Source organism: Mesorhizobium sp. IMUNJ 23232, assembly GCF_044326205.1.
Lineage (GTDB): Bacteria > Pseudomonadota > Alphaproteobacteria > Rhizobiales > Rhizobiaceae > Kumtagia.
Genome location: NZ_JBIRCY010000107.1, coordinates 1 through 11,117, shown reverse-complemented (window position 1 = coordinate 11,117; position 11,117 = coordinate 1). Strand labels below are relative to the sequence as shown.

The 11,117-nt window shown below is 62.5% G+C and carries 11 protein-coding genes and 1 pseudogene; 7 read left to right on the top strand and 5 right to left on the bottom strand.

What is annotated here, in order from left to right; genetic code table 11:
* Both ACH196_RS36525 and ACH196_RS36520 read right to left on the bottom strand, forming a co-directional pair.
* Positions 1-274: pseudogene (locus ACH196_RS36525) on the bottom strand (hypothetical protein); the annotation flags it as partial.
* A 97-nt stretch (positions 275-371) separates the two neighbouring features.
* Positions 372-536: a hypothetical protein gene (locus tag ACH196_RS36520; protein ID WP_396651725.1), complete on the bottom strand. Its 165-nt coding sequence runs from the start codon at positions 534-536 to the stop codon at positions 372-374.
* A 434-nt stretch (positions 537-970) separates the two neighbouring features.
* Between ACH196_RS36520 and ACH196_RS36515 the strand changes: the two genes are divergently transcribed.
* Complete coding sequence (locus ACH196_RS36515) at positions 971-2,266, top strand: class I SAM-dependent methyltransferase (protein ID WP_396651724.1); 1,296 nt, start codon at positions 971-973, stop codon at positions 2,264-2,266.
* 188 nt (positions 2,267-2,454) lie between these two features.
* Here ACH196_RS36515 and ACH196_RS36510 read toward each other — a convergent pair whose 3' ends face one another.
* On the bottom strand, positions 2,455-4,593 hold the full coding sequence (locus ACH196_RS36510; RefSeq protein ID WP_396651723.1) for a calcium-binding protein: 2,139 nt from the start codon (positions 4,591-4,593) through the stop codon (positions 2,455-2,457).
* Between the two features lie 379 nt (positions 4,594-4,972).
* On the opposite strand from ACH196_RS36510, the gene ACH196_RS36505 reads away from it, so the two are divergent.
* The 6 genes from ACH196_RS36505 (at position 4,973) to ACH196_RS36480 (ending at position 9,363) form a co-directional block, all read left to right on the top strand.
* Positions 4,973-5,296, top strand: a complete 324-nt coding sequence (locus tag ACH196_RS36505) for a YnfA family protein (protein WP_396651722.1) — start codon at positions 4,973-4,975, stop codon at positions 5,294-5,296.
* Positions 5,297-5,298: 2 nt separating this feature from the next.
* Positions 5,299-6,285 carry a small ribosomal subunit Rsm22 family protein gene (locus ACH196_RS36500; RefSeq protein ID WP_396651721.1) on the top strand — a complete coding sequence of 329 codons (987 nt, stop codon included), beginning with the start codon at positions 5,299-5,301 and terminating at the stop codon, positions 6,283-6,285.
* A 336-nt stretch (positions 6,286-6,621) separates the two neighbouring features.
* The gene (locus tag ACH196_RS36495) at positions 6,622-7,212 is read left to right on the top strand and encodes a hypothetical protein (protein ID WP_396651720.1); all 591 of its coding nucleotides are present in this window, start codon (positions 6,622-6,624) and stop codon (positions 7,210-7,212) included.
* Between the two features lie 226 nt (positions 7,213-7,438).
* Positions 7,439-7,780, top strand: coding sequence for an ArsR/SmtB family transcription factor (locus tag ACH196_RS36490; RefSeq protein ID WP_396651719.1), 342 nt, complete (start codon positions 7,439-7,441; stop codon positions 7,778-7,780).
* The gene (locus ACH196_RS36485) at positions 7,777-8,703 is read left to right on the top strand and encodes an SRPBCC family protein (protein WP_396651718.1); all 927 of its coding nucleotides are present in this window, start codon (positions 7,777-7,779) and stop codon (positions 8,701-8,703) included. Before ACH196_RS36490 ends, ACH196_RS36485 begins: the two co-directional genes overlap by 4 nt.
* Before the next feature lie 111 nt (positions 8,704-8,814).
* Positions 8,815-9,363, top strand: a complete 549-nt coding sequence (locus ACH196_RS36480; protein ID WP_396651717.1) for a dihydrofolate reductase family protein — start codon at positions 8,815-8,817, stop codon at positions 9,361-9,363.
* Positions 9,364-9,442: 79 nt separating this feature from the next.
* Here ACH196_RS36480 and ACH196_RS36475 read toward each other — a convergent pair whose 3' ends face one another.
* The gene (locus ACH196_RS36475) at positions 9,443-10,210 is read right to left on the bottom strand and encodes a prephenate dehydrogenase/arogenate dehydrogenase family protein (RefSeq protein WP_396651716.1); all 768 of its coding nucleotides are present in this window, start codon (positions 10,208-10,210) and stop codon (positions 9,443-9,445) included.
* Between the two features lie 488 nt (positions 10,211-10,698).
* Positions 10,699-11,117: helix-turn-helix domain-containing protein (locus ACH196_RS36470; RefSeq protein WP_396651715.1), on the bottom strand; the 419-nt coding region annotated here is incomplete at its 5' end.

Here is an 11,117-nt window from a genome sequence, read left to right as displayed (position 1 = left end):
CCGCGATGATCAGCCGCCGGGCGGCGGATTCGGCCGGACGCAGCAGCAGAAGAATGGCGCGGTAGAGGTGGCGGGGCAGGCAAAGCGCCGCGGACGGCTTTTTCCTTCCCGTCCGCCCCGCTCGTCCTGGCCTTGGAGCGACAGCGGCTTCCCCGAGCACCAGCGACAATGGCCTGCCAAAACCCATCTCGGCCATGCCGACCAGCATCAAGAGGATGTGCTTCAGCGCCTGCCGGTATCGCTCGATTGTCGTACTCGCGTCTCCAAACTCCACTGCCGCCTCCCTTCCGTTCCCGCAGCCGAACCGGCGACAAGTATGGGGCAGGTTCTGGGGAGGGGGATGAGAATCTTGTTTGGCGGTGTTTCGCGTGTCAGGCGGGAGAAAGCGCAATCAGCAAAAACAATGGCTTGGCGGTGACTGTCGGCAGGCGGCCAGGAAAATTTTCTGTCTGGTGGTGATTTTTCATCCCCGTTTTTGGGGTGTTCTGCTCGCCGTTTTCGGGACGGCCGGAGTGCTTCACCACCGGTACGGCCACGAAACGCTCCGGCGAGGGAGAACGACGTAGAGCAGGACGTCCCCCAAAAATGGGATGAAAATCGCCGCCTCGCGAAGCAGGTCATGTCTGTAAAGCCAAGCGGAAACAGAGAGTTAATCGCAACTCGCTTGGATTTTTGCGCAACAAGCATGACCAAAGAGACTGAAAAAGCGACGAAGCGGCGATCGGAAATCCGGGGACGGTTTACTTAATTCCGGGAGCAAGCTCGGCCGCAATGGCGGTGCGGGATGCGGAAGTGCATGAAGTGTTCCCGGAATTCAACTGCAAATGTATGCGTTTCGTCGGCTTTTCCCGGGACTGGCCTCATTGTCGAATTCCATTTTGTGCCAATTGGAACTTTTCAAGCCGCGACTTTTTGAAGCAGAATAGGACAATCCTGCTGACGAAGCAGAGTTACCGATCTGGATACGCATATGAACATTCTGCTCAAGCGGATCGTCGACCGGATCGTCAGGGTCGGAAACCTGAAGATCACCGGGCCGGACGGAACGACCACCAGCTTCGGTGACGGCAGCGGGCCGCCGGTGCACATGCACATCAAGACCGCCCATGCCGAACGCGCGATCACGCTGCACCCGACGCTGGCCATCGGCGAGACTTTCATGGACGAGGAGCTCGACTTCCCGGAAGGCGACGTGCTGGCCTTCCTCAAGCTGGTCTATGAGAATATGGGGCCGATGGGTGGCAACGACGCTCTGACGCGGGCGATCGAAAGCCTGCGCGTGGCGTTCCGCAGATTGCAGCAGGTCAACACGCATGCGCGCTCGAAGCGCAACGTGCAGCGGCACTACGATCTGTCGGGCGAGATCTACAAACTCTTCCTCGATGCCGACATGCAATATTCCTGTGCCTATTTCGAGCGGCCGGACATGACGCTGGAAGAGGCGCAACTCGCCAAGAAACGCCATATCGCCGCGAAACTCAGGCTGAAGGCCGGCCATTCGGTGCTCGACATCGGGTCGGGATGGGGCGGGCTCGGGCTCTACATCGCCAAAAATTTCGAGGCCGACGTGCTGGGCGTCACACTGTCGACCGAGCAGCACGCCGTTTCGACCGAACGGGTGCGCGCGGAGGGGCTGGAGGATCACGTCCATTTCGAGATCCGCGATTATCGCGACCTGAACGAGCGCTTCGACCGCATCGTCTCGGTCGGCATGTTCGAGCATGTCGGCGTCAACCACTACCGCACCTTCTTCGAAAAATGCGCGACGCTGCTGAAGCCCGACGGCGTGATGCTTTTGCATTCGATCGGCCGCTTCGGGCCACCGTCAGCCACCAACGCCTTCATCCGAAAGCATATTTTTCCGGGCGGCTACATCCCGGCATTGTCGGAGGTGATGCCGGTGATCGAGAAATCCGGCCTGATGGTCGGCGACATCGAGATTCTCCGGCTGCACTATGCCGACACGCTGAAACACTGGCGCGAGCGCTTTCTGGCCAACCGCGACAAGGCGAAGGCGATCTATGACGAGCGCTTCTGCCGCATGTGGGAGTTCTACCTGTCGGGCTCCGAGGCGGCGTTCCGCTGGCAGGACCTGATGGTTTTCCAGATCCAGTTGACGCGCAAGAACGACACAGTGCCGGTCACGCGCGGCTATATGGAGAAATGCGAAAAGGCGCTCGCCATGCACGAAATGGGGCATCGCGAGATGGACGAACCGGCGAAAAAGCCGAAAAGCCGCAGCAGGAAGGTATCGGATCGGGAGTGATCGCGGGTCACGCCAGCGCTCGGGGGATTGATCTTCCGGGCTCTTGTTACAATGCAGATTTTCGAAAGCGGCAAATGACCGTCGTCTTGGCCCGTTTCAACAAATCGCGACCATGTGCGATTGCCTGCCATTCTCGGGGTCCGAGGACGGGCGAAGCCGTGAATTGCCCCGGTAGATGTCCGGCATGTTCAGATCACCACGAAATCGGTGCTGGTCAGCGCTGCATGGGTGGCAATGTTGGCGAATTTGACCGCCGCGAAGGCGCTGCCCGAGCCGTCGGCGTCGTAGGCGAGGTTGCCGGTGACCGGGTTGTAGAGGATGCGGTCGTCGGCATCGGCCGGCCCCAGGTCCAGGCTCTTGAAAGCCGACGCGGCAAGCGGGCCGGCGGCAAGCGCGGTAAAAAACGTGTCGTCGAGTTGGATTGTGTCGTCGACCGCGCTGAAGTCGGCGAGTTTGTCGACATTGGCGGTATTGTCCAGGGCGGCGTTGAAGACGAAGACGTCGGCCCCCTGCCCGCCGATCAGCGTGTCGTTGCCGCCATAACCCTTGATCGTGTCGTTGCGGTTGCCGCCATCGATGACGTTGACCGCATTGTCGCCATTCAGCGCGTCATTGAAGGCCGAGCCGGTGAGGTTTTCCACGGAGACATATTCGTCTCCCGCCGCGTCGCCGGAATTGATCGAGGCATTGGCGAGGCTGGCGCTGACGGCGGCCGAGGCGCTCGAATAGGACGCGGTATCGGTGCCGTCGTCGCCGGACAGGATGTCGCCGCCCTGCCCGCCGCGCAGCGTGTCGTCGCCGGCGGCGCCCGCCAGGCCGTCGTCGCCCGCGAGGCCGGCGAGAACATTGGCGGCGGCATTGCCGGAGAGGCTGTCGCGAAAAGCTGATCCTTCCAGGTTCTCGACGAGGCTGTAGCTGTCGCCGGCGGCTTCGCCGCCATTGTTGGATGCATCGGCAAGGTCGACGATAACGGCCGAATCCGCGTCGGCATAACCGGCGGTGTCAAAACCGCTGCCGCCGGACAGGTAGTCGCCATCATAGCCGCCGTTCAGATAGTCGTCACCATCGCCGCCATAGAGGTGGTCGGCCTGGTTGGCGGACCCGCCACCCCTGTTCCCTTCGCCGTAGAGCCTGTCGTTGCCGGCATAACCGACGAGGCTGTCGTCGCTGCCGGCGCCAACAAGCTCGTTGCCGCCGGCGTTGCCATACAGTTTGTCGCTGGACGAACCTCCCACAACATCCTCGATGGAGCTATAGGTGTCGCCGGCGGCTTCGCCGGTGTTGATCGAGGGGTCGGTCAGGCTGACAACGATCGGGCCGCCGTTCTCCACATGCGTCACGCGATCCGTTCCGCCGCCGCCGACAAACACGTCCGCGCCGCCGCCTCCCGAAAACACATCGTTGCCGGAACCGCCGTCGAGACGGTCGTCGCCGCCAAAACCGTCGAGCGCATTGTCGCCCGCGTCGCCGTAAAGCCGGTCGGCGAAACCCGTGCCGCTGAGTGCCTCTATCGAATCGAAGGTTTCCCCGGTCGCCGATCCGGTGTTGATGGCGGGATTGGCCAGGCTGACGACGACGCCGGCCTTATCGTCATGGAACGCATAGTCGAAACCCGCCCCGCCCGAGAGGATATCGAGCCCCTGGCCACCCGTCAGATAGTCTTCGCCGTCGCCGCCGGAGAGCACATCGTTACCCTCGCCGCCCTGGAGATAGTCGGCGGACTCGCCGCCCTCCAGATGATCGGCTCCCTCGCCGCCGGAAAGGTCGTCGAAAAGCGCCCCGCCGTTCAGCGTATCGTTGCCGCCGCCGCCCGAAATAAAGTCAGGCCCGTCGTTGCCCAGGATCGTGTTGTCGAGATCATTTCCTACGAGATAATCCGACCAGTTGGTTCCATTTATATTTTCAATGTCAAATATATCCTCGTCGTGCGAATAATATGTAATCTTGTTAAAATTAAGCTCCACCCAAATCAGGGGCGTAACATCGTCCTCCGGCGGTACGCCGGGAAAGGTGATCGCGCCGAGATCCAGCCAATCGATGCCGGAGCCGCCGTCGATATTGTCGATCGACGCGGAATCGTCGATGAAAAAGCGGTCGTTTCCCTCCTCCCCGTAGAGGAAGTCGGTCCCCGCATCGCCATAGATACTGTCATTGCCGCTGCCGGCATGGACGACGTCATCGCCCGTGCCGCCATGGATGCTGTCGTTGCCGCCCAGCCCGAAAATGGTGTCGTTGCCGCCGAGGCCGCCGATCCTGTCGGAAGAATTGGTGACGCCGTCCAGTTGATCGATGGTTTCGCTTGCGTTGGTTCCATTCACGACGGCCATGGGAATCGCCTCCCTGCTTCGCCTTTCGTCACGGCGCGCGGCGCGCCGGAGCGTGTCCTGAACGGCAAAAGGCTGCGGGAGCGAAACGTTGTCCGGGCCAGAAATCAGACAGCACTCAAAGCTCCCGCAGAAAAACCTCCTGCGCGGAGCTTGGGCCGGATGAACTGCCACGCGCCTTGCGGCTTCAACGAGGCCCACGTACTTCCAAGCATGTGGCGCGGAACTAGCATCGTTTTGCGGTCGGAAAAAGGCAAAATCGGTCAATTACAACTTTTGATGGGCCTTGGCACCGGTCTTCGGGCCGGAACCGGACGCGGCCGGAGGCTTGAGCCCGGCGCCGCCGCCTGTCAGATAGGGCGTTTCCACCGGGCAGACCCAAATGACCTATCTGATCTTTGCCGCGGCCGCGCTTGCCGAGATCGCCGGCTGCTTCGCCTTCTGGGCGTGGTGGCGGCTGGAAAAGTCGCCGCTGTGGCTGGCGCCGGGGCTGCTGTCGCTGGCTGTGTTCGCCTGGCTGCTGACGCTGGTTGAGGCCGACGCGGCGGGCCGCGCCTACGCCGCCTATGGCGGCATCTACATCGCCGCTTCGCTGTGTTGGCTATGGCTGGCGGAAGGCGTGCGCCCCGACCGCTGGGATTTTCTCGGCGCCGCCATCTGCCTTGCGGGCGCCAGCGTCATCCTGCTCGCGCCGCGCGGGGCCTGACGGTGGAACTGCCCTCCGCGCTCCGCCAGGCGGTCGACCGGTTGCTGGAGCGCACGCCGCTCGCGGAGTTGCAGCGGGCGTCCGGCGTGCTTTCCGGCCGCTACCGCGCCGAACTGCGCGACGGTCGGCTGCATCTCGACGGCGCGCTTGCGGTCAAGGCCTATCTGGCGACGCGCCTGCCCGCCACCTATGCGGCGGTGCGCGCCAGTTTCGAGAGCGTCGCCGACGGCATGCCGGATTTTTCGCCGGCGTCGTTGCTCGATGTCGGCGCCGGCCCGGGGACGGCGCTGTGGGCGGCGACGGACTGCTGGCCGGCGCTAAGTGCCGCCGTGCTGGTCGAAGCGAGTGCGGCGGCGCGGGGCGCCGGCGAGACGCTGGGCGGGGACATGCCCAAAATTTCCGCCCGCTGGGTGGCCGGCGACGCGACGCGCGGACTGCCCGATGTCGCGCCGGCCGACCTCGTGACGCTGTGCTACGTGCTCGACGAACTCGACATGGCCCAGCGCGCCGCGCTGGTCGAGCGGCTGTGGGCGCTGACGGCCGGCGTGCTGGTGATCGTCGAGCCGGGTACGCCGGCCGGCTGGCAGCGGATTCTTGGCGCACGCGACCGATTGATCGCCGCCGGCGCGCATCTCGTCGCGCCTTGTCCGCACGAAAACCCCTGCCCGCTCGCGCCGCCCGATTGGTGCCATTTCTCCCGCCGCGTCGCCCGCTCGCGGCTGCACCGGCTGGCCAAGGGCGGCGACGTTCCGTGGGAGGACGAAAAGTTCGTCTACGTCGCCGCGGCGAGGCAGGCGGTCCAGCCGCCACGGGCGCGGGTGATCGCCCCGCCGCGCGGCGGCAAGGGGGTGGTGACCGTGAAGCTCTGCAAAGCGGACGGCACTGCCGCCGAGCGCCGGCTCAGCAAGCGCGACGGCGAGGATTTCCGCATCGCCCGACGGCTGGACTGGGGGGATGCGGTGCGGCAGGATCTTGCGGGGGATAGTTGAGCGCCGCGCGTGACGCCAGTCGTTGAGCGACCTGGCGATGTCGGGGCTGTGTCTTGGACTGAATGTCTGAGTTGGGGCGGAGGGTGTGTGAAAACACGACTCCTCATCGAGAGCACAGAATATTGTTCTCCATGAGTACGCTTGGAAACACCCAAACGGTCATGCAATTCTCGGCCTAGGCCGATCTGGGAATAGCATTCTTCATCCATGGCTCAACCTCGAGTTTTCACACAGCCTCGGGTGGAAAGCGGACCATGCCTTCAATCGGGAAGGTTTGGAACCTTGCGTTGTCCAGCGCCCTCGATCATTTGGAGGAAGGCACCGGAGATGGCCCATATGCCGGAAGACGACAAGGCGGATTGGTATGAGGTTTGGGTGGATGAAACTCAACGCCCACCGTATGTCCTGTTCCTTTTTCACACCTCGGACGGTCGGCATATCGTCTACGATCCAAAGGCCGATAAAATCCCATATGTCACGCCAAGCTACGGCGATGCCCGCTATTGGCTAAGTATGGACGAATACGTACAGGTAGAGGGGCGACAGAGACAAGACGAACCCGTTGAAGCCCGGGTGCCAAAGTTGAAGCCCGGCGATACTGGTCCTATGCCCCCGATGCGCTACCTCATTTGGACATTCGAGGGGCTATCCGATTTGTTCCCCGATGCCGATTTCAGCCTCCACGTAGAGGACGATTTGCAATTGGCTGCCATCGAAATCTCGTCAAAAGTCGCGCCGGTGACGGGGAATATGACGGTGGAATTCAATGGCTATGCACGCTGCCGGATTTCCCATGGCGATGGTAGGACGGCTGACAAGTCATTCACGCACATATGGGATCAGATTGATGTCAAATCCTGCCTTTACCATCTGACCCGACAGGTCATCTCCGGTGACATCGAAATAGTGCATGAAGGGCCGGAATAGCCAATTTCCTAGAAAGGGATGACCGTCCGCAATGGGGTCGTTAGCGGACCGGCAGCTTCAAGATTTTGATCCCCCCATTACGGGCATCAGGCCCGCGAGCATGCTTGCAAGCAACCATGCCAGCGGGTGGTGAAAGAAGCCGACCTTGATGAACCTGACGGAGAAAACTTAGCAAGTTGACGAAGTTTTCTCTTGCGCGCCGACAGATCGCACGATAGTTAGCAACATGGCTAAGCATGGTCCCGATCTCTCACTGCTCTTCCACGCGCTAGCCGACCCGACCCGCCGGGCGATCCTGACTCGCCTCGCCGTGGGGCCGGCGCGGGTGACGGAACTCGCTGACCCCACGCGGCTGCGCCTGCCCACGGTGATGCGGCATCTCTCTGTGCTGGAGGAGGCGGGGTTGATCGCCACCGCCAAGGACGGGCGGATACGCACCTGCGCCATCGTGCCCGAGGCCCTGCAACCGGTGCGGACATGGCTCGACGAGCAGCGGACCATCTGGGAAGCCCGGCTCGACCGGCTGGACGCCTTTGTGATGAATGTGATGAAGGAACGCGCGAAATGACATCGAACCCGCATCCAGCCAGTACGGCCCGCGAGGGGCAAAAGGATGGGAGAAACAGTTTTGCGACGCTGAGTTTCGACCGGGACGTGGCCGCGCCCTTGCCGGTGCTGTGGCAGGCATGGACGGCGCCCGCCGCGCGGGCGGTATGGGCCGCTCCGACGGCTTCCGTCACCGTGGAGTTTTTGGAGGCGAACACGCGGGTGGGTGGACGCGAGATCTCACTTTGCAAGGTGAAGGGCCAGCCGGACATACGCTGCGAGGTCGGCTGGCTGGAATTGCAGCCGGAGCTGTGCAGTGTGAACTACGAGGTTGTCTCGGCCGAAGGCGTGACGCAATCGGCGGCGCTGGTGACGGCGGATTTTTCGGGCTCGGGCGAGCGCAGCCGGCTGGTGGTCACGGTACAACTTTCCTCGCTGGCCGAGGACATGGAGGCAGGCTACCGGCAGGGTTTTGGCGCGGGGCTGGACAATCTAGCCAGCGCGGCCGAGCGGACCATGGTGTTGCAGCGGGTCATCCGGGCGCCGCGATCCGTGGTCTGGGGCGCGTGGATGAACCCTGAAGCGCTGCCGTTATGGTGGGGGCCGGACGGGTTTTCCTGCCGAACGACGCGGATCGACCTCAGGACAGGCGGCGAATGGGTTTTCGACATGATCGGCCCCGACGGCACGGTCTATCCGAACCATCACCGTTATGGCGAGGTCAGGCCCGAAGAGGGGTTCGGTTATGCGCTGCTGTGGGGCGAGAACGGGCCGAAACATGCCGATGCCTGGGCCTCGTTCGAGGATCAGGACGGGGCGACGAAGGTGACGCTGGGCATGGTGTTCAGCACCGAGGCCGAGTTCCAGGAGGCGAAAGGTTTTGGGGCCGTGGAACTGGGACTGCAAACCCTGGGCAAGCTGGAGCGCTTTATCCTATCCCGCTGAAAGGGCTCCACTTTCGGTCGGCTCGCCAGCAAGCGGGGCAGACCGCCGACATGCGCTTCCGCGTCGCGGCGCGGGAAGCAGCGCATGCACATGGGATGCACGGAGGATTTTGTGCGAAAACTGATCATTTGGGACATGGTGAGCGTCGACGGTTTCTTCGAAGGTTCGGACCGTGACATCGGCTGGTTCGTCTTCGAGGAAGAGCTCGAGAATTACATTCGCAAAACCCAGGAAAACGCCGACACGCTGGTCTTCGGCCGCGTGACCTACGAAATGATGGCAGCCTATTGGCCGTCCGAGCAAGGCTGGATCGCGGACTTCATGAACAAGATCGAGAAGGTGGTCTTTTCGCGCACGCTGAAAAGCGCCGGCTGGCAAAACACAAAACTCCTCAACGGCAATGTCGCGGAAGAAGTCTCCAAGCTGAAGGCCGGGGATGGCGGAGACATTTTTGTGTTCGGCAGCGCCGACCTCACGGCGACGCTGATGGAGCATGGCCTGATCGACGAGTATCACCTCGGGATCAACCCCGTCATTCTCGGGAGAGGCACGCCGCTGTTCAAGGGCGGCCCGGACCGGATGCCACTGAAACATCTGGAGACGAGGACGCTCAAGTCAGGTGTCGTCATCCTCCATTACGCGCCGGAGAGCGGACGATGACGATCGATCCGCTCTTTCCCGTCAACTCATGGGTTTGGCGCGGCAAGGGCGGAACAGCCGGATTGGATCGGATGCGCCCCTACAGGGGGCCATCCGCGAGCTCGGCATCCAGCGCCGACGCAAGTTCGAAAAATTTTCTGCGGACGCCAGGCGAGTAGGGATTCGCGCGCTCGATTGCCGCAAAAACCTCCGGCGCGTCGTGGCGGACCATGTTCACGGCCTCCAGCAGCCGGTCAAAGCTCTTCGTGGTCATGCGCTTCGGCAACGGCTCCATCTGTACCAACACCTTTGCGATCAGATGAGTGAGCCCCTGGACAGTCGCCGCTTCGCGATCATGGTCCTCCGGCGTGGTCATGATGACGTTCAACCGCAGTTGATGCCGGAGGAACGCGGCCAGGCGAAAGCAGCCGCGGCCCCGGATCGGACATACGGCGATCTTCAATCCCGCGATCCCCTCGCGCGCGCTCTGCGGGCCGAACAGCGGGTGCGTGGCCACGATCTCGGCATGCCCGGGAAGCCCGCGCCTCATGATGTCGGCCGGTCCCAGTTTCACCGACCCCACGTCGAGCACGAGCGCACCGGGCCGGATATGGGGAGCCACGGCATCGACGATTTCCTGCAAGCGTCCGACGGGCGTGGCAAGCACGACCACGGGGCAACGCGCCGCCATCTCGAGGCTGGTGAGCGTTACGCCGAGGGATTCGGCGATCGGCTGGAGGCCAGGGGCGGGATCGTAGGCGCACAGCCGGAAGTACGGCCGGATGTGGCGCGCGATGAGCTGCCCAAAGGCGCCGAAGCCTATGATGCCGATTGTTGAGCCTGGCGTGAAATCGCTGTCGATTGGCATGGACTGACCTCTGCAAGGCTGCGAAGCCAGAGGCGTCCTGCCGGAACCCAACCGCTGGCAAAGCAGCGGTTGAACAAAATGCACCCGCCGCTATGGAAGCGGGGCGTAATACAGTGCGGCGGTAAACGGTGTTTTCGTCATGCCGGGGCCGATAGCCGCCCGCGGGTGAAATGTCAATCAGTGTGCTTTGGGTGGGAAGCTGAACGGCGGCTTTCAGAAAGGTAGCCTGGAAAGCAGACGCTAGCTCGACTAAGGCGATGACCGGCTTTAGCCCAAAGCCGACGGACGTCAGTCGAGGCGTTAGTGACCGCGTTGCGCCTCATCTGCGACGTTTAACTCCCTGGAGGGCGATCCCGTAAGCTGCCGTTCGCCTCAAATTTCTTCCCAACTGCCGATGAAGAGGTCTTCCGAATACAACTGCCTGCGTGAATCTGCATTCGGCGGTGTCACGTTCGGCTCGTTGCTGAACGACCTTTAGCCTGATCGTCTCAATCGGCGACTTCTGCTTCTAGAATGTCAAATTGACTGGGGCCGCCGTCAGAGCGCCGAGTTGCTCGGTAGCGGGCAGGCGACTGGCCGTGATATCGATGGAACAGCTTCGAAAATGCGGCCGCAGTCTCGTACCCGACACGGCTCGCAACCCGTGCGATTCCATCATCGCTTGTTTCGAGTAGAAATGCAGCCTCCGCCATCCGTCGTGCAATCAGATAACGGTACATGGGCTGGCCAACGAGCTTGGTGAAGCGAGCCGAGAACGCCGAGCGGCCGAGCCCCACGCGATGCCCAAGGTCGCCAAGGGTCCATGGCTTATCAGGTCGTTCGTGGATCAATTGAAGCGCCGGTCCTATGTGCGGGTCCGCCATCGCCCCGAGCCACCCGCCCTCTCCGTAGTCGAGAGACTTGATCC

What these genes read in the sequence shown, in the direction of transcription:
- ACH196_RS36485 (WP_396651718.1), top strand. Translation starts at nt 7,777, where the DNA reads ATGACATCGAACCCGCATCCAGCCAGTACGGCCCGCGAGGGGCAAAAG.
- ACH196_RS36490 (WP_396651719.1), top strand. Translation starts at nt 7,439, where the DNA reads ATGGCTAAGCATGGTCCCGATCTCTCACTGCTCTTCCACGCGCTAGCC.
- ACH196_RS36515 (WP_396651724.1), top strand. Translation starts at nt 971, where the DNA reads ATGAACATTCTGCTCAAGCGGATCGTCGACCGGATCGTCAGGGTCGGA.
- ACH196_RS36505 (WP_396651722.1), top strand. Translation starts at nt 4,973, where the DNA reads ATGACCTATCTGATCTTTGCCGCGGCCGCGCTTGCCGAGATCGCCGGC.
- ACH196_RS36475 (WP_396651716.1), bottom strand. Translation starts at nt 10,210, where the DNA reads ATGCCAATCGACAGCGATTTCACGCCAGGCTCAACAATCGGCATCATA.
- ACH196_RS36510 (WP_396651723.1), bottom strand. Translation starts at nt 4,593, where the DNA reads ATGGCCGTCGTGAATGGAACCAACGCAAGCGAAACCATCGATCAACTG.
- ACH196_RS36495 (WP_396651720.1), top strand. Translation starts at nt 6,622, where the DNA reads ATGCCGGAAGACGACAAGGCGGATTGGTATGAGGTTTGGGTGGATGAA.